This window comes from Micromonospora sp. LOL_024 (genome assembly GCF_048060415.1).
In the GTDB taxonomy this organism is placed as follows: Bacteria; Actinomycetota; Actinomycetes; order Mycobacteriales; family Micromonosporaceae; genus Micromonospora.
This window is the reverse complement of the sequence record NZ_JBHMIS010000007.1, coordinates 1-20,996: the sequence shown is the minus strand read 5'-3', so window position 1 is coordinate 20,996 and position 20,996 is coordinate 1. Positions and strand designations below refer to the sequence as shown.

The following is a 20,996-nucleotide window of genomic DNA, read 5'->3' as shown; positions in this document are numbered from 1 at the left end:
CCTTCACACCCAGCCGCCCCATTCCGCCGTCACGGCCTGTCCGTCTCCTGCGGCACGTCGGGTCGTCCCCCTTCGACCTGCGCGTCCACCGGCGCTGCCTGCCGCGCCGCCTCCGCCTCGCGCAGCGCCTGGCGACGTTGCGCGTACGCCTCGCTGCCCTTGCTGGGTTTGCGACGCCGCGGCGGAGCGGTGACTCCGGGGGCGAGCTTACGCGCGGATACGAGGAACGCGGTGTGCGCGATCATCCGATGGTCGGGGCGAACCGCCAGCCCTTCGGCGTGCCAGTCCCGTACCAGTGACTCCCAGGCCCGCGGCTCGGTCCAGCCCCCACGCTCCCGCAGCGCCTCCACCAGCTCGGACAGCTGCGGGGTGGTGGCCACATAGCCGATGAACACCCCGCCGGGCAGCAACGCCCGCTCGACCATGTCGAGGTTCTCCCAGGGGGTCAGCATGTCCAGGATGATGCGGTCGAAACCGGTCTCCCGACACTGCCCGACATCGCCCACGTGCAGGTGCCAGGCCGGGTGCGGACCGTTGAAGAACGACTCGACGTTGCGCCGGGCGATCTGGGCGAAGTCGTCGCGCAACTCGTAGGAGTGCAGGTCCCCGGAGGTACCGACGGCCCGCAGCAGAGAGCAGCTCAGCGCCCCCGAGCCGGCACCCGCCTCCAGGACCCGGGCACCGGGGAAGACGTCGCCCATCGCGACGATCTGCGCGGCGTCCTTCGGATAGATCACCTGGGCGCCACGGGGCATCGACAGCACGTAGTCCGACAGCAGCGGGCGCAGGGCCAGATAGGCGGTGCCGCCACCGGAGGTGGTGACGACGCTGCCGTCGGGCAGGCCGATCAGCTCGTCGTGCGCCAGGATGCCCCGATGGGTGTGGAACGCCTTACCCGGCTCCAGGGTGACCGTGCGCATCCGCCCCTTGGGGTCGGTCAGCTGCACCCGGTCGCCGGGCCGGAACGGCCCCCGGTGCACGGCGGGCGGTGCCGCCCTGTCCTCGGGGACGTCGGTGGCCGGGTTGGCGGAGTGGGTGACGGTCACGTGTTCATCTTCCGGTGAGGTTCGAGCAGTTGAGCCAGATCCGCGATGTGCAGAACGCCGACGACATCTTCGCCTGCCGTCACCACGTACTGTGCGCCCGGGTGGGCCTGCACGGTCTCCAGCACCCGTTCCCCGTCGGTGGCGACCGACATCGTGGGCAGGTCGGCGATCGAGCGGGCGACCGCGTCGACGTCCAACCAGGGACGGCGGGCCTCCGGCACGGCCGCCGCCGCGGCCGGGTCTACCACGGCCACCGGCCGACCGGCGGAGTCGGCCACCAGCAGGGCGACCGGCGGACGCGCCGGCCCGCTCGGGTGCCCCGCCGCCGCCTCGGCGGCCTGGCGCAGCGCCTCGGCCAGCGGGGTGGCGGTGGGTACGGCGTACACCGGGCGGGCCAGGCCGGCCAGGTCGACCAGCGGGAGGCGCCGGGCGACCCGGGCCATCCTGATCGACTGCCCGGCGCCGTGCCAGAGGGTGAGGGCGACCAGCGCCGTCAGGGGCAGCGCCAGCAGGCTCAGCACGTCGATCGCGTAGAGCGCCGCCACCAGCAGCCCGGTGGTCACCGCGAGCACCCGGCCGGCCCAGCCGGCCACCTCGGTAGCCCGATGCCGGTCGCTTGTCAGAGCCCAGATCGCCGCCCGCAACGCTCGTCCGCCATCCAAGGGCAGGCCGGGCAGAACGTTGAACAACGCGACGATGACGTTGCTCGCCGCCAGCTGGAAGGCGAGCTGGTCGGCCACGGTGCGGTCGGGCAGGGCCAGGGTCGCGGCGACCGCCACCACACCGAGGACCGCGGAGACCGCCGGCCCGGCCAGCGACACCAGCAGATCCACCCGGGGCGACGGTGCGTCGCGGTCCATCTCGGTGTACCCGCCGAGCAGCTCCAGGGTGATCCCTCGCACCCCGATGCCGAAGTGTCGGGCGGTGAGGGCGTGCCCGAGTTCGTGGGCGAGCACCGAGCCGAGCAGCGCGACGACGAAACCGGCACCGACCAGGTAGCCGCCGAGCGGGGAGAGCTGCAACCGCTGGCCGGCCAGCTCGCCGTACAGGAAGATGATCAGTAGGGCGAGCAGCAGGATCGAGGCGTTCAGGTACAGCGGCACGCCGAAGACCCGACCCACCTGCATGCCTGGGCGCCGGCCCGCCCGCGGTCGCCTCCGCTGCTCCATCGGGCTGATGCTACGCGGCGGGAGATCACCTACCGGGGCGGTGGCGGCAGTCCTGTCACACCGGTGCCCTAACCTTCCGGGGCATGACGGCGGATCCGGCGATCACCCAGCAGGCCCCGACTCCGACCCCGTTGCCGGCGACGGTGCGGGCCTCGCTGTCACCCTCGCGGGCGGCGGATTTCAAGACCTGCCCGCTGCTCTACCGGTTTCGCAGCATCGACCGGCTGCCTGAACGGCCCACCGTGGAGCAGGTTCGGGGCACGCTGGTGCACGCGGTGTTGGAGCGGCTGTTCGACCTGCCGGCGTCCGGGCGTACCCCGGACGCCGCCGGTGACCTCGTCGCCCCCCAGTGGGACCGCCTGGTCACCGAGCAGCCGGAGCTGGCCGGGGTGTTCGCCGTCGACTCCCCGCCGGCCGTGGCGGACTTCCTCCGCTCCGCGGCCGCCCTGCTCGACGGATACTTCGCGGTGGAGGATCCGCGCCGGCTGGAGCCGTCCGAGCGGGAAAGCCTGATCTCGGCGGTCGTCGACGACGAGTTGCTGATCCGGGGCTACCTCGACCGGCTCGACGTCGCCCCCGACGGCGCCCTGCGGGTGGTGGACTACAAGACCGGCGGCGCACCGCGTGAGGCGTTCGAGGCCCGGGCCCTGTTCCAGCTGAAGTTCTACGCCCTGGTGCTGTGGCGTACCCGGGGCGTGGTGCCCCGGGTACTGCGCCTGCTCTACCTCAAGGACGCCGAGGTGTGCGACTACAGCCCCGACGCCGAGGAACTGCTGCGTTTCGAGCGCACCGTGGTGGCGCTGTGGCGGGCCATCGAGCAGGCCACCGCCGCACAGGACTTCCGGCCCCGGCCGAGCCGGCTCTGCGACTGGTGCAGCCATCAGGCGCACTGCCCCAGCTACGGCGGCACCCCACCCCCCTTCCCCGAACAGGCTGCGGTGCCGGGTCCGCTGCGCGACGCCCGTACCCGCCCGGCAACCCCGGGCGCCGACGAGTAGACGTTCTCGTCACCGGGGATGAGAGCCGGGTCATCGCACAAGACGATCTCTCGACAGCACGGGCGGCTAGCGTCGTGGCGTGGGTACCGAGCTGAGGGAGTGGCTACGCGGGAGACCGTTGGCAGGCGACGTGTTGCTCGCCGCCGGGCTGGTCCTGGCGGAGGTGCTGTTCACCCTGCTGACCCCACGGGAGTTCTGGCCCCGACCGTTGCCGGCGGCGTTGGGCTGGAGCACGCTGTGCGCGGCGCCGGTGGCGCTGCGGCGGGTGGCGCCCTGGCCGGCCGTGCTGGCCGCGGTGGCGACCCTGCTGCTGCCCGTCACGATCGAGGTGGCGCCGACCACGCAGAGCCTCACCTTCATGGTGCTCACCTACACGATGGCCGCGTTCCGGCCGGCACGACCGGCGCTGGTGGCGGCGGTGGCGTTGTGGGCGCCGGTGGCGGTGGTGACCACCATGACGCCGCCAGCGGGCATGCCGCAGCTCAGCACCGCCTTTTTGGTGGCGAACAACCTCCTGGTGGGGATCGTGTCGTTCTCGGTGGGCCGGACGGTGCACGCCCGGCGGTCCTCCACCGAGGCGCTGCGGGAGCGGGCTCGGACCGCCGAGGCCAACCAGCGGGCCCTAGCCGAGCAGGCGGTCGCCGACGAGCGGCGACGCATCGCCCGGGAACTCCACGACGTGGTGGCGCACCATGTCAGCGTGATGGGGGTGCTGGCCACCGGGGTGCGACGGGTGCTGCGCCGCGACATCGACGCCGCCGACGAGGCGATCGCCACCATCGAGGAGACGAGCCGGGCGACGCTGCGGGAACTGCGTCGGCTGCTCGACGTGCTGCGTACCGAGGCCGAGCCGGCGGCCGAGTTGACGCCGCAGCCGGGCATCGCCGGTATCGAGGCGTTGACCGAGCAGGTCCGCGACGCCGGGCTGCCGGTCACGCTGACCGTCGAGGGCACCCCGGGGCCGCTCGAGGAAGGCGAGGCGCTGACCGTATACCGAATCGTGCAGGAGGCGTTGACGAACGCGCTCAAGCACGCCGGCACGGCCACCGCGCAGGTACGGGTCAGCTTCGCCGGCAACGCCGTCGAGGTCGAGGTCACCGACACCGGCCGTGGGCCGTCGCCCGACCCCGACCGGATCGGGCACGGCCTGGTCGGGATGCGGGAGCGGGTCGGCCTCTACGGTGGAATCCTGCACACCGGCGGACGCACCGGCGGCGGCTACCGGGTGTACGCCTGGATCCCGGTCGAGCCACCGGCCGACGGCGGCAGGGGGGTCCGGTGAGCGAAGATGCTCCGGCGCGCGAACGGAAGTGGTCCGGTGACCGAGGCGAGTGTGGAGGATCAGATGGCCGATCCGGCGAGTACCCGACCGGTGCGTATCCTGCTCGCCGACGACCAGCCGCTGCTGCGTACCGGCTTCCGGATGGTGCTCGGCGCGGAGGCCGACCTGGACATCGTGGCCGAGGCCGGCGACGGGGTGGAGGCGGTGGAGTTGTCCCGTCGGCTACTGCCGGACGTGGTGCTGATGGACATTCGGATGCCCCGGATGGACGGGGTGAGCGCCACCCGGACCATCGTCGACGCCCGGTTGCCGGTGCGGGTACTCATCCTGACCACCTTCGACCTCGACGAGTACGTGGTGGGGGCGCTGCGGGCCGGGGCGAGCGGGTTCCTGGCCAAGGACGTGCCGGCCGAGGACCTGGTCACCGCGATACACACGGTGGCCGCCGGTGACGCGGTGGTGGCGCCGCGGATCCTACGACGGCTGCTGGACCGCTTCGCCGACATCCTCCCGGATCCGGCCGCGGTGCCCCCGAAGGCGCTAGGCACGCTGACCGAGCGGGAACGGGAGGTACTGGTGCAGGTCGCCCGGGGGTTGTCCAACGCCGAGATCGCCCGGGCGTTGACGGTCAGCGAAACCACCATCAAGACCCACGTCGGCCACGTGTTGACCAAGCTCGGGCTGCGCGACCGGGTGCAGGCGGTGGTACTGGCCTACGAATCGGGTCTGGTCCGACCTGGGTCGTAACACGAGCGTTGCATCCGTCACCTACCGTGACGACCTGCGGTGAAAATCGGTTGACCCTGACGCGGCGGCAACGTCCAGGATGATCGTGCCCGCCGGGTGTGATCGACCGACGGGTGCCGGAGTCGGGGACAACCCTGACTTCGATTGGGGGGTACCCGCAGCCGGAAGTCCGCGTCGACTCCGCCCGGAGTCGGACGGATCGGCGGCGGGCAGCACAGATGATGGACTCGCACCGGTCCAGCGGGGGCGGTGCGATCAGACGCGACGGAGAGGTACGTAACGTGACCGCTACGACAGGCCAGCCGGCATCGGCCGCAGCCCGGGCGAGCGACGTGTGGAAGGTGTACGGCAGCGGCGAGGCGCAGGTCATCGCGCTGCGGGGGGTCAGCGCCGAGTTCGAGCGCGGCCGGTTCACGGCGATCATGGGCCCATCGGGCTCCGGCAAGTCGACGCTGATGCACTGCCTGGCCGGGCTGGACACGGTGACCCGGGGGACGGTGGAGGTGGGCGACACCACGGTCACCGGTCTCGGTGACTCGGGTCTGACGAAGCTGCGCCGGGACAAGGTCGGCTTCATCTTCCAGCAGTTCAACCTGCTTCCCACGTTGACGGCCAAGGAGAACATCCTGCTGCCGCTGTCGATCGCCGGGCGCAAGCCGGACCCGGCATGGTACGACGTGGTGATCGACACGGTCGGCCTGCGGGACCGGCTGGACCACCGGCCGGCGCAGCTCTCAGGCGGCCAGCAGCAGCGGGTGGCGTGCGCGCGGGCCCTGGTGGCCCGGCCCGAGGTCATCTTCGCCGACGAGCCGACCGGCAACCTGGATTCGCGTTCGGGCGCGGAGGTGCTGAACTTCCTGCGCAACTCGGTCCGCGAGCACGGCCAGACCATCGTCATGGTGACCCACGACCCGACCGCGGCCGCGTACGCCGACCGGGTGGTGTTCCTCGCCGACGGGCAGATCGTCTCCGAGTTGATCGAGCCGACCGCCGAGACGGTGCTGGACACGATGAAGAAGCTCGACACTCCGGCCGAGGTGGCCGGCTGATGTTCCGGGCGACTCTGAAGAGCCTACTGGCCCGCAAGATCCGGCTGATCCTGTCCGGCCTGGCCGTGGTGCTCGGCGTCATGTTCGTCTCGGGTGCCTTCGTGCTGACCGACACCCTCGGGCGTTCCTTCGACTCGCTGTTCGCCGACGCGTACGCCGAGGTCGACGTCAACGTGGCCGGCAAGCCGAAGCTCCAGATCAGCGAGTTCGAGGGCGAACAGCTCGCGGCGCCGTTCCCGGCGGACACGGTGGAGACGGTGCGTGGGGTGCCCGGGGTGGCCGAGGCCACGGGCGTGGTGGTCACCGACGGGGCCCGCCTGATCGGCGGCAACGGCAAGGTGGTCACCTCGTTCGGGCCGCCTCAGCTGGGCGGCAACTGGACCGGCGAGAGTGACCTGGTGCAGCTGCGCGAGGGCCGGGAGCCGCAGGCCGACGACGAAATTGTGATCAACAAGGGGCTGGCGAGCGCCGGCAAGGTGGCGCTCGGCGACCGGGTGGGCGTGCTCACCCTCCAGCCGCGCAACGACTTCACCATCGTCGGCATCTTCGGCTACAGCGGTGACCGGGACTCCCTCGGTGGCGTCAACGAGGTCCTGTTCAACACCCCGGTCGCCCAGCAGCTGATGCTGGGCGAGCCGGACGTGTTCACCAACGTCGTGGTGACCGCCGCCGCCGGCGTCTCCGACGACGAGCTACGCGATTCGGTGGCCACGGCACTGGGCGACGACTACGTGGTCAAGACCGGCGAGCAGCTCTCCGCCGATGCCGCCGCGAGTCTGAAGGAAGGGCTTTCGTTCTTCAACCGCATCCTGCTCGGCTTCGCCGCGGTCGCCCTGCTGGTCGGCACGTTCCTCATCCTGAACACTTTCTCGATCATCGTGGCGCAGCGCACCCGGGAGTTGGCGTTGCTGCGGGCCGTGGGTGCCAGCGGCAAGCAGATCATCGGTTCGGTGGTGCTGGAGGCCATCGCCGTCGGCCTGATCGCCTCGGCGCTCGGCCTGGCCGCCGGCATCGGGGTCGGCGCGCTGCTGGCGTACCTGTTCGGCAACCTCACCGGTGGGATCGCCCTGGCCGGAGTGGCGGTGCCAGCGGCGGCGGTGATCGGCGCGTTCGGTGTCGGATTGGTGATCACCGTGGTGGCGGCGCTGCTGCCGGCGCTGCGGGCCGCACGGATCCCCCCGATCGCGGCCATGCAGGACGTGGCCACGCCCGACCGGCCACTAACCAAGGTCACCGTCGCCGGCGCGCTGGTCACCGCGATCGGCGCCACGCTGCTCTTCCTCGGCCTCGGCGGCTACGCGGGCGGTAGCACGTTGGCCGCGATCCTCGGTGGCGTGCTGTTCGCGTTCATCGGGGTGGCCCTGCTGACGCCGCTGATCAGCAAGCCGGTGGTGGCGGCGCTCGGCGCGATCTTCTCCGGCTGGGTGCCGGGCAGGTTGGGCCGGCTCAACTCCGGTCGCAACCCGCGCCGCACGGCCATCACCGCCGCCGCACTCATGGTCGGCATCGCCCTGGTCACCGGCATCACGGTGATCCTCGACTCGGCCAAGAGCAGCATCAGCGGGCTGGTCGAGGACACCGTCGCGGCGGAGCTGGTGATCGCGGGGGTGCAGAGCGGACCTCGCCCGCCGAGCTTCGACCCGGCCGTGTTGGAGGAGACGAAGGCGATTCCCGGGGTCCGCATGGTCGACGGCCAGTACGGCGACATGGCGCTGGTCGGCGACGAGCGCACCTGGGTGGCGGCGGTCACCGAGCCGGCCGCGATGCGGCAGATCTACGGGGGAACGGCCACCGCCGGGGACATCGACCGGCTGGCGGCCGGCCAGATCCTGGTCAGCTCGGACACGGCGACCTCGCTCGGGCTGTCGGTCGGCTCGACGCTGCCGGTGCAGCTCGCCCGAGGCGACTCGCAGACCTACACGGTCACCGGCATCTACGAGGATTCGCCGATCTTCGGCCCGGTGACACTGCCGGCCGAGGCCGCCCGCAACTTCAGCATCACCCAGCCGATCCAGGCGTTCATCCAACTCGAACCGGGCGCCCGGGTGGCCGACGTTCAGCCGCGCGTCGAGGCGCTGCTGGTGAACAGCCCGGAGGTGTCGGTGGCCGACCGGCAGGCGTTCATCGAGGAGCAGACCGGCCAGCTCGACGGCCTGCTCCAGATGATCCAGATTCTGCTGGCGCTGGCCATCGTGATCGCCGTCCTCGGCATCATCAACACCCTGGCGCTGTCAGTGCTGGAGCGGACCCGAGAGCTGGGCCTGCTGCGCGCCATCGGCCTGCGCCGGTCGCAGACCATGGGCATGATCACGGTGGAGGCGGTGGTGATCTCGGTGTTCGGCGCGCTGCTCGGCGTGGCCGTCGGCGCCGGCCTCGGTGCCGCGGTGGTCGAGGCGCTGCGGGACGAGGGCATCACCAAGCTGGTGCTGCCCTGGAGCCAGATGGGTGTATTCCTCGGCCTGGCCGCGCTGATCGGCGTGATCGCCGCGGTCCTGCCGGCGATCCGGGCCGCCCGGATCAACGTCCTGGGCGCCATCGCCCACGACTGAGGCGCAAGAAAGGGCCCCCTGTACAACGCCAGGCGTTGTACAGGGGGCCCTTTCTGACGCGTTCTGCTCAGACGGACGTCCGGCCCAGCAGCCCGGCCAGCAACGCCAGGTCCGCCGAGAGCAGACTCTCCAACTGATGTACGCCGTCGCGGGGCGCGAGCGGCACCTCCGCCGGCACGGCCAGCACCGCCGCCCCTGCGGCGACCGCACTGGCCACGCCCGTCGCCGAGTCCTCGATCGCCACACACCTGTCGATCGGTACGCCGAGCAGCCGGGCGGCCGTCAGGTACGGCTCGGGGTGCGGCTTGGTCGAGTCGACCTCGTCGCCGCAGACCACCACGTCGAAGCTCCCCCGGCCGAGCGTGTCCAGCGCGATCTCGACGAGCGCCCGGCCACTGGAGGTGACGAGGGCGGTCGGGATCCGTGCCTGCCGCACCGCCCCCAGCAACGCCAACGCGCCCGGCCGCCACTGCAGCCCGGTGCGGAACAACTCCAGGATCCGAGCATTGATCCACTCGGCGCTGACCTGTGGGTCCCGGTGCGACTGGCCCAGGTCGTCATGCAGGATACGCATCGAGTCGGCCATGCCGGTGCCGACGATCGCCCGGCGGGCGTCGGCGGAGAGCACGCCGCCGTACGCCTCGGCGAGTTCCTGCAGGGCGACGTCCCACAGCCGCTCGCTGTCGACCAGGGTGCCGTCCATGTCGAAGAGCACGGCGGCCGGGTGGGCGCTGCTCACCGGATCCTCCTCGGTTCGGGTACCCGATGGATCCTGTCAGCCCACGACCGCGACGCGCCCGGCACAGTGACCTTTCTCAACCGAGATCGCAGGCGGACAGGGACCGCTCGTAGCCCCGGAAGAAGTGCTCGGACCGCTGCTCGGGGGTGCCGTGCGAGCCCTCGGCGAACCACGGCTGACCGGGATCGTCGCCGACGGCCAGCAGGCCCTCGTTGAACTCCGCCAGGTCGCCGTCCTCAAGGGTGAGCGTGCCGGCGCGCACCGAGTCACCGAGGAACGCCCCGGCCATGCAGTCGGCCTGCAACTCCTGCTGGATGGTGAAGGTGTAGCGGATACCGAGCCGGGTCTGGATGCCGTGTGCGTACTCGTGGGCAAGCAGGTAGAACACGAACGCGTCGCCGATCTGCCGGAACGCGCCGAAGGACCAGTTGATGTCGTAGGCGATGAAGTCGCTGACCGTGCAGTAGACGGCGTTGTTGCGGGGTACCTCCTGGCCGCCGCAGGTGACCTCGCCGTCGCGCTGGTAGGTGACGACCTGCCGGATCGGGCGCAACGACTGCCCGGAGGCGCGGAACTGCCCGGCCCAGTACTGCTCGGCGAGGCGCTGGGCGTCGGCCATGTCCTGCCGGAACTCCTCGACCGTGTCGGTGCCGTCCGCCCGGGTCACCTCGGCGCCCGGCGACGCCGGTTGCCGTCGCTCCGTCGGTTCCGCCGGCTGACCCACCGGCTCCACCATGCACGCGGCCGCCGCCACCAGCGCCACCGTCAGCCCGGCGAGCCGTCCCCGACGCCGTCCTCGCCCACCTGCCCTCACCGTCGTGCCTCCCACGTTGATACGGCCCCAGTACCCCGACGGTAGGCCCCTCATGCCCGTTGCCCTCTGGTACGCCTCAGCGACCCCTCCGGTTCACCGACGCGCATAGGGTCACCACGAAAGCGCCACGACTCGTGTCCGGAACGGGCAGCCGGCTCCGACGTCTCCGGTGGCCGGCACCAGAACGGTACCGGCAGCAGAGCAGACAGCCGTGAAACCAGCGGATCCAGGTGCGGGACGGGGCGCCGGTGGCCACCGACGGGCCGTACCCGAAGACGCCGGAGGTGCTCGCCGGATACACGGTGGTGGAGTGCTCCGGCTACGACCGGGCCGCCGAGATCGCCGCCGGCGTACCGGAAAACCGGGGGCCTGGCTGATCACGGTGGCCGCCCGCGGCTGACCGACCTGCTCCGGGCCGAGCAGACCCGGCGGTGCCGGGAGGACCCCGCCGGCCGCCGGCTTCTCTCCGGTGGGCGGACCCGGCGCCCAGGCGTTCCATGGTGCCACCATTCCCACCTGCGCGCCGTCCGGGAACTCTTCGTCGACGCACTCAGCCCGGAACAGCTCGCCGCCGGCGAGATCGCGGCGACGCTTCGCGCCTACCTCGGCTCCACCCGCTAGCGGCCGGCCGGGAGCACCTCGCCAGGAGCAGGCCGCGATCCGTGCACGCCATCAGCTCGACAGCGCGCCCCCCGCACTCAGCCGGCGCCGACTGTGCAAGGACGACGCCGTGACCGGAGGCCGGCCCTACCTGGCGTTGAAGTAGCTGGCCTCGGGGTGGTGGACGACGATGGCGTCGGTGGCCTGCTCGGGCATGAGCTGGAACTCCTCCGACAGCTGCACACCGATTCGCTCGGCACCGAGCAACTCCACGATCTTCGCGCGGTCCTCCAGATCCGGGCAGGCCGGGTATCCGAACGCGTACCGGCAGCCCCGGTAGTCGGTGCGCAGCAGGCCCGCCAGGTCCGCCGGGTCGTCGTCGGCGACGGTTCGGCCGTCGGGCAGCGTCAGCTCGGCCCGGACCCGTTTGTGCCAGTACTCGGCGAGGGCCTCGGTGAGCTGCACGGACAGCCCGTGCACCTCCAGGTAGTCGCGGTACTCGTTGCGGGCGAACAGCTTGGCCGCGTACTCGCTGACCGGCTGGCCGACAGTGACCAGCTGCAACCCGACGACGTCCAGCTCCTCGCCACGCGGACGGAAGAAGTCGGCCAGGCACAGCCGCCGTTCCTGCCGCTGCCGGGGGAACGAGAACCGGGCGCGCTCCGCGTGGCCGTTCTCGTCCAGCAGCACCAAGTCGTTGCCCTCGGCGTACGCCGGGAAGTAGCCGTAGACCACGGCCGCCTCCAGCACCTGGTCAGAGATCAAGCGGTCCAGCCAGTAGCGCAGCCTGGGCCGGCCCTCGGTCTCCACCAGCTCCTCGTAGGACGGACCCTTGCCGCCGCGCGCGCCACGCAGACCCCACTGGCCCATGAAGGTGGCCCGCTCGTCCAGCAGCGACGCGTAGTCGGCCAGCGGCACCCCCTTGATGACCCGGGTGCCGAAGAACGGCGCCCTGGGCACCGGCGCGTCGGCGGCCACGTCGGAGCGTACCGAGGCGTCGTGCAGCTCCGGCAGTGACTCGGCGACCACGGCGCGCTGCCGCTCCCGGCGGGCCCGCCGCGCCGCCAGGGCCGCTTCCCGGTCGGCGTCAATCACCGGAGCGCCGCCGCGCTTGGCGGTCATCACCCGGTCCATCAGGGACAGTCCCTCGAAGGCGTCGCGGGCGTAGTGCACCTGGCCTGGGAAGACCGACCGCAGGTCGTCCTCGACGTACGCCCGGGTCAGCGCCGCGCCGCCGAGCAGCACCGGCCAGCGCTCCGCGACCCCGCGGGTGGCCATCTCGGCGAGGTTCTCCTTCATGATGACCGTGCTCTTGACCAGCAGGCCCGACATGCCGATGGCGTCGGCACGGTGCTGCTCGGCGGCGTCGAGGATGGCGGAGATCGGCTGCTTGATGCCGATGTTGACCACCTCGTAGCCGTTGTTGGACAGGATGATGTCGACCAGGTTCTTGCCGATGTCGTGCACGTCGCCCTTGACCGTGGCGAGCACGATTCTGCCCTTGCCGCCGTCGTCGGCCTTCTCCATGTGCGGTTCGAGGTACGCCACCGCGGTCTTCATCACCTCGGCGGACTGGAGTACGAACGGCAGCTGCATCTGCCCGGAGCCGAACAGTTCGCCGACGACCTTCATGCCGTCCAGCAGGATGTCGTTAATGATCAACAGTGGTGCCGTGCCGGCGGCCATCGCCGCCTCCAAGTCGGCCTCCAGGCCGTTGCGCTCACCGTCGATGATCCGCCGCTTGAGCCGCTCGTTGAGTGGCAGCGCGGCCAACTCCTCGGCCCGGGTGGCCCGCGCCGAGGCGGCGTCGACCCCCTCGAAGACCTCGATGAACCGCTGCACCGGGTCGTAGCCCTCGCGACGGCGGTCGTAGATCAGGTCGAGCGCGATCTCGCGCTGCGCGTCGGGGATCTTCGACATCGGCAGGATCTTGCTGGCGTGCACGATCGCCGAGGTCAGACCGGCCTGCACGCACTCGTGCAGGAAGACCGAGTTGAGTACCTGACGGGCCGCCGGGTTCAACCCGAACGAGACGTTCGAGATGCCGGCCGTGAAGTTCACTCCCGGCCAGCGGCGGGCGATCTCCCGGATCGCCTCGATGGTCTCGATGCCGTCGCGGCGGGTCTCCTCCTGCCCGGTGGCGATCGGGAAGGTCAACGCGTCGATGAGGATGTCGGACCGGCGCATCCCCCACCGGCCGGTGAGGTCGTCGATCAGGCGCTCGGCGACGCGCACCTTCCACTCCGCCGTACGCGCCTGGCCCTCCTCGTCGATCAGCAGCGCGACCACGGCCGCGCCGTGTTCGGCGACCACCGGCATCACCCGGGCGTACCGGGACTCCGGGCCGTCGCCGTCCTCGAAGTTCACCGAGTTGACCACGCACCGACCGCCGAGCATCTCCAGACCGGCCTCGATCACCGGCGGCTCGGTGGAGTCGAGCATGATCGGCAGGGTGGAGGCGGTGGCGAAGCGGCCGGCCAGTTCACGCATGTCGCTGGTGCCGTCGCGCCCGACGTAGTCGATGCACAGATCCAGCAGGTGCGAGCCGTCCCGGGCCTGGCTGCGGGCGATCTCCACGCAGGCCTGCCAGTCGGCGGCGAGCATCGCCTCCCGGAACGCCTTCGAGCCGTTGGCGTTGGTCCGCTCCCCCACCATCAGCACGCTGGCATCCTGCGCGAACGGCACATGGTGGTAGATCGACGAGACACCGGCGTCGGTGCGGGGCTCCCGCGGGCCGGGCCGGGTGCCGTGCAGCCGGTCGGAGAGCATCGCGATGTGTTCCGGGGTGGTACCGCAGCACCCGCCGATCAGCGAGACACCGTACTCGGTGACGAAGCGCTCCAGGGCGTCGGCCAACTCCACCGGGGTCAACGGGTAGACCGCACCGTCGGCCGTGAGTTGCGGCAGGCCGGCGTTGGGCATCACCGACAGCGGTACCCGGGCGTGCTGGGACAGGTAACGCAGGTGCTCGCTCATCTCCGCCGGCCCGGTGGCGCAGTTCAGCCCGATCAGATCGACGCCGAGCGGTTCGATCGCGGTCAGCGCGGCCCCGATCTCGCTGCCCAGCAGCATCGTGCCGGTGGTCTCCACGGTGACGTGGCAGATCAGCGGAACCTTGCGGCCCAGCTCCGCCATCGCCCGGTGGGAGCCGACCACCGCGGCTTTCACCTGGAGCAGGTCCTGACAGGTCTCGATGATCAGCGCGTCCGCGCCGCCCTCGACCAGGCCGGCGGCGTTCTCCTGGTAGGCATCCCGTAGCGTGGCGTAGGCGGCGTGGCCGAGGGTGGGCAGCTTCGTGCCGGGGCCGATCGAGCCGAGCACGAAGCGGGGCCGTTGCGGCGTGCTGTGAGCGTCGGCCGCCTGCCGCGCGATCCGGGCGCCGGCCTCGGACAACTCCCGGATCCGGTGCTGGATGTCGTACTCGGCCAGGTTCGCGAGGTTCGCACCGAAGGTGTTGGTCTCGACGCAGTCCGAGCCGGCAGCCAGGTACGCCTCATGCACCCCGCGTACCACCTCGGGCCGGGTGACGTTGAGGATCTCGTTGCAGCCCTCGAGGTCGTCGAAGTCGTCCAGGGTCAGGTCGGCGGCCTGGAGCATCGTCCCCATCGCCCCGTCGGCGATGAGAATTCGGCCTGCCAGCGCATCAAGCAACGAAGTCCGCACCGTGTCAGGGTAGTGCGACTGGCAACCGCCGCGCCCCGCGCACCGCTGCTTCCCACATCGTGTCACCGGGATCGCCCTGCACATTTGCGCCGTTGCACCGGATATCGGTGCCGTTTCCGCCGGCCGGTGGCCAACGACACACCATGCCGGCGGAGGGCTGATCCGGCGCGGCCGGCAGGCCGGGTGCGGGCGCGGCACGTAGGCTGACTGACGTGAAGGACAACAGCGACATCACCATGCACCGCGGGCAGACGACCGGGGCCGGCCCCGGCGCCGCCGGTGACGAGCAGGGTGGGGTGACGGCGTGACCGAGTTCGACGGCCTGCCGGTGCTGCGGTCCCCGGTCGCCATCGCCGCCTTCGAGGGGTGGAACGACGCGGCCGACGCCTCGACCGCCGCGGTCGAGCACCTGGAACAGGTGTGGGAGGCCCGACCGATCACCGAGCTGGACCCGGAGGAGTTCTACGACTTCCAGGTCAGCCGGCCCACCATCGCCATGTCCGACGGTGCCACCCGCCGGGTGGAGTGGCCCACGACCCGGTTCACCGTGGCCAGCCCCGAGGGCACCGACCGCGACGTGGTGCTGATCCGCGGCATCGAACCGAGCATGCGCTGGCGCACCTTCTGCGAGCAGGTGCTGGAGATCTGCCACAGCCTGGAGGTCGAACGGGTGGTGCTGCTCGGCGCACTGCTGGCCGACGTGCCGTACACCCGGCCACTGCCGATCAGCGGCAGCGCATCCGACGCCGACGCCGCGCGCCGCTACCAGCTCACCCCCACCCGCTACGACGGGCCCACCGGCATTGTGGGCGTACTGCACGACGCCTGCACCCATGCCGAGGTGGACGCGGTCTCGTTCTGGGTGCACGTGCCGCACTACGCCAACAACCCGCCCTGCCCGAAGGCGACACTCGCCCTGCTGCACCGGGTCGAGGAGGTGCTCGACCTGCCGGTCCCGATGGCCGACCTCGCAGAGGAGGCGGCCGAGTGGGAGCAGCGGGTGCGCAGCGCCGCCGAGCAGGACGCCGAACTGGGTGAGTACGTCCGCGAACTGGAGGAGCGCGTCGGCGACGCGGGCATCACCCCGCTGACCGGGGACGAGATCGCTCAGGAGTTTGAGAAGTACCTGCGCCGCCGAGGCGGGTCGGCCGGCCCGACCGCCGGTTCCTGGTAACCCATTCCCCTGTTTCCACCGAGGCCCCGGCAACCACGTCGGGGCCTCGGTGGTCTCACCGGGGCATTCCGTGTCGGGGGGTGGCGCGCCACCCACCACATAGGGCATCCTAGGACCCTAGCTGAGAGGTGGGGCGGGCATGCAGATCAATCCGGGGGTCGCCGAGTTTCCGCACCGGCAGATCGCCGCGCAACTCAAAACCCAGATCCGCCGGGGCGACTGGGCACCCGGCGAGCGGCTGCCGTCGATTCCGGCCATCGCCGAGATGTTCGGGGTAGCGAAGCAGACCGTGCAGCGCGCCGTCGACCAGCTGCGGGTCGAGGGCGTTCTGATCACCAAGCCCGGCTCTGGGACGTACGTGCGGGGCACCCGGCGACGACTCAACCGACTGTCCCGAGGCCGCTACGGCGGCTTTCGGGGCTACCACACCGACCTGGCCGCCCGGTACCGGCAGCAGCTCGTCTCCGTCGGCCGCTCCCCCGCCCCACCCGAGGTGGCCGACGCCTTCGGCGTGCCGGACGGCACCGAGCTGCTCCGCCGCCGCCACCTGGTACGCACCGAGGACTCCCCGGTGGAGGTGGGCGCCTCCTGGTTCCTGCCCGCGGACACCACCGGGACCTCGCTGGAACACACCAAGGCGTTCGGTCGCCCCCTCTACCAGGAGGCCGAGGAGGCCACCGGCCGCCGCTACGTGACCGCCACCGACACGATCACCGCCCGGCAGCCCAGCCGCGAGGAGTCCGAGATGCTCCAGATCCGGCCCGACACCCCGGTCCTACACCTGCTGCACGTGGCATACGACGCACACCGCAAGCCGATCGAGGTCGCCCAGGCCACCTGGCCCGGCCCGGTCACCACCCTGACCGAGGAGTACCGGATCCCGTCCCCCAGCGCGGACCCCGACCCGGACCCGGGCCTCGTCCTCGGCTGACTCCGCGATCATGCACTGGTGACACTGCCCACGAGCCGCGAACCGTACCGAGAAGGGCGCCACAACCGCATGAACGCCCAGCGTGGGCAGGGCAAGGGCGGGCGGTCAGAGGTGGACGCCGAGGAGGGCGTCCAGGGTGTCGGCGAACAGCGGTGCGGCGGCGGAATCGTCGGCGGCCCCGGCCAAAGCCCGCTCGGCCCAGGTGTCGGCCACGGCCAGCGCGCCAGGCGTGTCGAGGTCGTCGGCGAGGCGGTCGCGTACGCCGGCCAGGAAGGCCGACCCCGACGGCCCGGCGGGCGCGGCGGCGGCCCGACGCCAGCGGCCCAACCGCTCCTGCGCCGCGGTCAGCAGGTCGTCGGTCCAGGTCCGGTCGGCGCGGTAGTGCCCGGAGATCAACGCCAGCCGGACCGCCACCGGGTCCACCCGGTCGGCGCGCAGCCGGGAGACGAAGACCAGGTTGCCGCGGGACTTGGACATCTTCTCGCCGTTCAGACCGATCATGCCGGCGTGGACGTAGTGGCCGGCGAACGGCGCCTCGCCAGTCAGCCGCTCGGCGTGCGCGGCCGAACACTCGTGGTGCGGGAAAACCAGATCGTTGCCCCCGCCCTGCACGTCGACAGTGGAGCCGAGCAGGCCCAGGGCGATCACCGCACACTCGATGTGCCAACCGGGCCGGCCCGGCCCCAGGTCCCCACCGGGCCAGGACGGCTCGCCCGCACGCGCCCCGCGCCACAGCAACGGGTCCAGCGGGTCACGCTTGCCGACCCGGGTTGGGTCACCACCGCGCTCAGGGAAAATCTTCAGCATCTGTTGCCGGGAGAAATTGGACTCGTAGCCGAACCGCGGCGCGGCCGAGACGTCGAAGTACACGTCGCCGGTCTCGTCGTCCAGCCGGTACGCGGCATCGTCCTTGAGCAGTGCCAGCACCTTCTCGGCGATCTCCGGAATCGACTCGACGGCGCCGACGTAGTGCGCCGGCGGGAGGATCCGCAGTGCTTCCATGTCCTCGCGGAACAGCGCCGTCTCGCGCATCGCCAGGACCTTCCAGTCCTCGCCGTCGCGCTCGGCCCGCTCCAGCAGCGGGTCGTCGATGTCGGTGACGTTCTGCACGTACCGGACGTCATGGCCCGCGTCGCGCCACATCCGCTGCACGAGATCAAAAGTGATCATGGTAGCGGCATGGCCGAGGTGGGTGGCGTCGTAGGGGGTGATGCCGCAGACGTACATGGTGGCCGGGCCGTCCGGGTCGGCCGGGTGCACGCCCTGACGCGCCGAGTCGAACAACCTCAGCGGCTCGCTCCTGCCCGGCAGCCGCGGCACCTCGTGCCCCACCCAAGTGTCCATGACAGTCAGCCTAGCCAGCCGCCGGGGGGCGTCACGCCGGCCCAGGAGTGATCAAGGCGACAGGCTCGACGACCCTCGGGAAGCCTCGGGCCGATCAGATCGGCGGCCAGGGTACCGCCGGCCAGTCCGGCGACGGCAGCGGAAACTGGCCCCGATCACGCAGCCGGTCCACCCGGGCCGCCACCTCGGTGACCTCGCCCTGGGTCAGGTGCGCGGCAAGGTCCTCGCCGAGGTGGCCGGAGACCTGACGAGCCAGCTGATCGAGCGAGGAGACCGCGTCCGCCGGCAGCGGCCGGCCGGCCCAACCCCAGAGCACCGTACGCAGCTTCTCCTCCACGTGGAAGCTCACGCCGTGGTCGACCCCGTGGATCCGGTCGTCCGCGCCGTGCAGCACGTGGCCGCCCTTACGGTCCGCGTTGTTGATCACCGCGTCGAGCACCGCGAGTCGGGCCAACCGCGGGTCGTCGGCGTGCGCCAGGGCGTACGGGGTGCCGTCGTCGTCCCGAGCCGCCGCGACCGGGAACCACCGGGGCGGCAGCGCGTCGGCCGGCACGAACCCGACCAGCGGGTCGGCGTCGATCGGCTTGTCGATCCAGAGCTGGCACGAACCTGGCCCGAACGGCCCGTCGCGCAACACCGTCGGTGGCACCAGGTCCCAGCCGGTGGCCGCGGAGACCAGGTAGGCGGCGACCTCCCGGCCGGCCAGCGTGCCGTCGGGGAAATCCCACAACGGCCGCTCACCGCGCACCGGCTTGTACACGCAGCGGGCCGTCGCGCCCTCGCGCGTCAACACGCCACGCAAAGTGGTGTTCGACGCGTCAACCAGCCGACCTTCGACGGTCAGCTCACCGTCACGCAGCAGGTTCAGCACAGCGTCGCCGTCCTGCCGGGGCGCCAGGTCGGACGAGGTCACCGGTGGTAGCCGTTGTTTCGGGGGCAGAGGTGGCCGGTCGGGTCGAGCGGCTGACCGCACAGCGGGCACGGCGGCCGCCCGGCGTTGATCACACGCCGGGCCCGTTCGATGAATGCGCGGGTCGCCTCGGGGGTCAGCCGGACCCGGAGCCGGTCGAGATCCTCGTCGGGCTCGATGTCCTCGGGCTCGTCCACCTCCGACTCACCCAGCTCGATCTCGGCCTCCGTCTCGCCGACCGCGATCGCCTCGATCACCACGGTCGCGGTGTCCGCGTCAAAGGCCAAGCCCAGCGTGCCGACCCGGAACTCCTCGTCGACCGGCATCTCCAGCGGTTCGTTGTCACCGGCGGAGACCGGAGCCTCCGGCAGGTCCACACCGAACCGACGCTGCGCCTCGGTGAGCAACTCCTCCAGTTTCTCGGCGAGCAGGGAGACCTGAACCTTCTCCAGCGCGACGCTGACCAGTCGCCCGCCGCCGCGCGCCTGGAGGAAGAACGTGCGTTCTCCCGGTGCCCCGACGGTCCCGGCGACGAACCGCTCCGGCGGCTCGAAGGCGTACACCTGGTGGGTCATACCCACGACCCTATCCGGCGGCCGGGCGCACCGCGCATCGCACCGGCCCGAGTCGCCGTGTACCGGCCAGTTCCGGCGGTCGCGGCCCAGGGCACGGCGGCCCAGGGCACGGCGCGGGGACGCGTGGGGCGGCTCACCGCAGGGTTCCCGCCCCGCCGCCGACCGCGGCGTCCGAACTCGTCGACCGGCTGGCCCGGCGGCGCCGCTTACCCGTCGGCGGCACCAGCCCGGCCAAATCACCGCCGATGTCGTTGAGACGGACCAGGAAGGGCCGCAGCGGGGTGTACCGGATGGCGGTCACCGAAGCCGGGTCCACCACGATCCGCTGAAAGAGATCCAGGTGTACGCCGAGCGCATCCGCCACGATCGCCTTGATCACGTCTCCATGGCTGCACGCCACCCAGACCGCCTCGGGTCCGTGCTCGGCGGTCAGCCGGGTGTCCCAGCGGCGTACCGCCTCAACGGCGCGGGATGCCATCTGTGCCATCGCCTCGCCCTCGGGGAAGACGGCCGCGCTGGGATGCTGCTGCACCACGGGCCAGAGCGGATCCTTGGCCAGCTTGTTCAACGGCTGGCCCTCCCAACTGCCGTAGCCGCACTCGATCAGACCCTCCTCGACGACCGGCGACGCCTGGGGCAGCGCCAGTTCCAGGGTCTGGCGGCAGCGGATCAACGGGCTGGTCACCACAGCGACCAGCGGTACCGGCCGTAACCGTTCGCCCACCGCGGTCGCCTGGCCGCGTCCGGTTTCGTCCAACTCGACCGGTTGTCGCCCAGCGAGGCCGCCCGAGGTGTTGGCGGTGGTGCGTCCGTGCCGCAGGAGTAGAAGTGTCGCCACGCGCACAACCCTAGAACCCGGGCGGACCGGCGGGACACCCTCCCGACATGACGCCCCCCTCGAACGAGATTTCCGTTTTGTCGCATTCTTGGTGAGCGTAGGCCGGAATCGCGGGCGGGCCGGCGGCGTTGTAAATCCTGACGGACCGAGCAGGGCGACCGACCACCTCAGCCGGCGCCCGGACCTCGGAATGAGCCTCCCCGGTCCGTCGTTACACCCCCGGCACCTTACGCGGCTGCCGGACCTCCCCGTTTCGAGCGCCTGACGGTGCTTGGCGTCGCCCAATCCCTCCCCCGGGTTGCCAGGCGACAACCAACCCCCGAATGGAGCCCTCTGATGAACACCATGCTGCGCAAGAGCATCCTCGGCATCGCCGGACTCACCATCGCCGGCGGACTCGCCGCCGGCCCTCTCAACCACACCAGCTCCACCGACCCCGTAGCGACCAGCCCGATCGCCGTCGCCGTGCAGGCCGACAAGCCGGACATGGGCACGCTGATCCCGCACGGTGTGCAGGGTGAGCAGTCGCGGATCGACCTTGGTGACGAGCAGGTCGCGAATGTGAGGG

Annotated in this window: 17 protein-coding genes and 1 pseudogene; 9 read left to right on the top strand and 9 right to left on the bottom strand. The window is 71.4% G+C overall.

Going from position 1 to position 20,996, the window contains the following annotated elements:
* Window positions 1–29: 29 nt before the first annotated feature.
* Entirely contained in the window at window positions 30–1,046 is a 1,017-nt protein-coding gene (locus ACFHWY_RS10650; protein ID WP_416579971.1) for a tRNA (adenine-N1)-methyltransferase, read from the bottom strand.
* Window positions 1,043–2,215 carry a M50 family metallopeptidase gene (locus tag ACFHWY_RS10645; RefSeq protein ID WP_416579970.1) on the bottom strand — a complete coding sequence of 391 codons (1,173 nt, stop codon included), beginning with the start codon at window positions 2,213–2,215 and terminating at the stop codon, window positions 1,043–1,045. Before ACFHWY_RS10645 ends, ACFHWY_RS10650 begins: the two co-directional genes overlap by 4 nt.
* Window positions 2,216–2,298: 83 nt before the next feature.
* Here ACFHWY_RS10645 and ACFHWY_RS10640 point away from each other — a divergent pair, with 83 nt between their 5' ends.
* The 5 genes from ACFHWY_RS10640 to ACFHWY_RS10620 all read left to right on the top strand — a co-directional run bounded on the left by ACFHWY_RS10640 (window position 2,299) and on the right by ACFHWY_RS10620 (window position 8,840).
* Window positions 2,299–3,213, top strand: a complete 915-nt coding sequence (locus ACFHWY_RS10640) for a PD-(D/E)XK nuclease family protein (RefSeq protein ID WP_416579969.1) — start codon at window positions 2,299–2,301, stop codon at window positions 3,211–3,213.
* Window positions 3,214–3,292: 79 nt separating this feature from the next.
* A complete protein-coding gene (locus ACFHWY_RS10635; protein WP_416579968.1) occupies window positions 3,293–4,495 on the top strand; it encodes a sensor histidine kinase in 1,203 nt (400 codons plus the stop codon).
* A gap of 63 nt (window positions 4,496–4,558) precedes the next feature.
* Complete coding sequence (locus ACFHWY_RS10630; RefSeq protein WP_416580136.1) at window positions 4,559–5,242, top strand: response regulator; 684 nt, start codon at window positions 4,559–4,561, stop codon at window positions 5,240–5,242.
* 281 nt (window positions 5,243–5,523) lie between these two features.
* Complete coding sequence (locus ACFHWY_RS10625) at window positions 5,524–6,291, top strand: ABC transporter ATP-binding protein (RefSeq protein WP_416579967.1); 768 nt, start codon at window positions 5,524–5,526, stop codon at window positions 6,289–6,291.
* Complete coding sequence (locus ACFHWY_RS10620; protein ID WP_416579966.1) at window positions 6,291–8,840, top strand: ABC transporter permease; 2,550 nt, start codon at window positions 6,291–6,293, stop codon at window positions 8,838–8,840. Before ACFHWY_RS10625 ends, ACFHWY_RS10620 begins: the two co-directional genes overlap by 1 nt.
* A gap of 67 nt (window positions 8,841–8,907) precedes the next feature.
* On the opposite strand, the gene ACFHWY_RS10615 is transcribed toward ACFHWY_RS10620, so the two are convergent.
* Window positions 8,908–9,555 (bottom strand): HAD family hydrolase, encoded by a 648-nt coding sequence (locus ACFHWY_RS10615; protein ID WP_416580135.1) that lies wholly within the window; start codon window positions 9,553–9,555, stop codon window positions 8,908–8,910.
* Window positions 9,556–9,655: 100 nt separating this feature from the next.
* Complete coding sequence (locus tag ACFHWY_RS10610) at window positions 9,656–10,393, bottom strand: neutral zinc metallopeptidase (protein ID WP_416579965.1); 738 nt, start codon at window positions 10,391–10,393, stop codon at window positions 9,656–9,658.
* 230 nt (window positions 10,394–10,623) lie between these two features.
* Here ACFHWY_RS10610 and ACFHWY_RS10605 point away from each other — a divergent pair, with 230 nt between their 5' ends.
* Complete coding sequence (locus ACFHWY_RS10605; protein WP_416579964.1) at window positions 10,624–10,770, top strand: YciI family protein; 147 nt, start codon at window positions 10,624–10,626, stop codon at window positions 10,768–10,770.
* Window positions 10,771–11,140: 370 nt separating this feature from the next.
* On the opposite strand, the gene metH is transcribed toward ACFHWY_RS10605, so the two are convergent.
* Entirely contained in the window at window positions 11,141–14,656 is a 3,516-nt protein-coding gene (gene metH, locus ACFHWY_RS10600) for a methionine synthase (RefSeq protein ID WP_416579963.1), read from the bottom strand.
* 304 nt (window positions 14,657–14,960) lie between these two features.
* Here metH and ACFHWY_RS10595 point away from each other — a divergent pair, with 304 nt between their 5' ends.
* Complete coding sequence (locus ACFHWY_RS10595) at window positions 14,961–15,830, top strand: PAC2 family protein (protein ID WP_416579962.1); 870 nt, start codon at window positions 14,961–14,963, stop codon at window positions 15,828–15,830.
* Window positions 15,831–15,969: 139 nt separating this feature from the next.
* Window positions 15,970–16,761, top strand: a complete 792-nt coding sequence (locus ACFHWY_RS10590) for a GntR family transcriptional regulator (RefSeq protein WP_416579961.1) — start codon at window positions 15,970–15,972, stop codon at window positions 16,759–16,761.
* A 105-nt stretch (window positions 16,762–16,866) separates the two neighbouring features.
* Here the strand turns inward: ACFHWY_RS10590 and mshC are convergent, their stop codons facing one another.
* The 4 genes from mshC to ACFHWY_RS10570 all read right to left on the bottom strand — a co-directional run bounded on the left by mshC (window position 16,867) and on the right by ACFHWY_RS10570 (window position 20,434).
* The gene (gene mshC / locus ACFHWY_RS10585) at window positions 16,867–18,105 is read right to left on the bottom strand and encodes a cysteine--1-D-myo-inosityl 2-amino-2-deoxy-alpha-D-glucopyranoside ligase (protein WP_416579960.1); all 1,239 of its coding nucleotides are present in this window, start codon (window positions 18,103–18,105) and stop codon (window positions 16,867–16,869) included.
* A 94-nt stretch (window positions 18,106–18,199) separates the two neighbouring features.
* Window positions 18,200–19,018, bottom strand: coding sequence for an SCO1664 family protein (locus ACFHWY_RS10580; protein WP_416579959.1), 819 nt, complete (start codon window positions 19,016–19,018; stop codon window positions 18,200–18,202).
* The gene (locus ACFHWY_RS10575) at window positions 19,015–19,590 is read right to left on the bottom strand and encodes a DUF3090 domain-containing protein (RefSeq protein WP_416579958.1); all 576 of its coding nucleotides are present in this window, start codon (window positions 19,588–19,590) and stop codon (window positions 19,015–19,017) included. The genes ACFHWY_RS10580 and ACFHWY_RS10575 overlap by 4 nt, the downstream gene beginning before the upstream one ends.
* A 133-nt stretch (window positions 19,591–19,723) precedes the next feature.
* Window positions 19,724–20,434: a histidine phosphatase family protein gene (locus tag ACFHWY_RS10570; protein ID WP_416579957.1), complete on the bottom strand. Its 711-nt coding sequence runs from the start codon at window positions 20,432–20,434 to the stop codon at window positions 19,724–19,726.
* A gap of 330 nt (window positions 20,435–20,764) precedes the next feature.
* Between ACFHWY_RS10570 and ACFHWY_RS10565 the strand changes: the two are divergent.
* Window positions 20,765–20,996, top strand: a pseudogene (locus tag ACFHWY_RS10565) (hypothetical protein); the annotation flags it as partial.

Coding starts and splice junctions, on each gene's coding strand:
- ACFHWY_RS10645 (WP_416579970.1), bottom strand. CDS start 2,215: ATGGAGCAGCGGAGGCGACCGCGGGCGGGCCGGCGCCCAGGCATGCAG.
- ACFHWY_RS10640 (WP_416579969.1), top strand. CDS start 2,299: ATGACGGCGGATCCGGCGATCACCCAGCAGGCCCCGACTCCGACCCCG.
- ACFHWY_RS10630 (WP_416580136.1), top strand. CDS start 4,559: ATGGCCGATCCGGCGAGTACCCGACCGGTGCGTATCCTGCTCGCCGAC.
- ACFHWY_RS10620 (WP_416579966.1), top strand. CDS start 6,291: ATGTTCCGGGCGACTCTGAAGAGCCTACTGGCCCGCAAGATCCGGCTG.
- ACFHWY_RS10590 (WP_416579961.1), top strand. CDS start 15,970: ATGCAGATCAATCCGGGGGTCGCCGAGTTTCCGCACCGGCAGATCGCC.
- mshC (WP_416579960.1), bottom strand. CDS start 18,105: ATGGACACTTGGGTGGGGCACGAGGTGCCGCGGCTGCCGGGCAGGAGC.
- ACFHWY_RS10575 (WP_416579958.1), bottom strand. CDS start 19,590: ATGACCCACCAGGTGTACGCCTTCGAGCCGCCGGAGCGGTTCGTCGCC.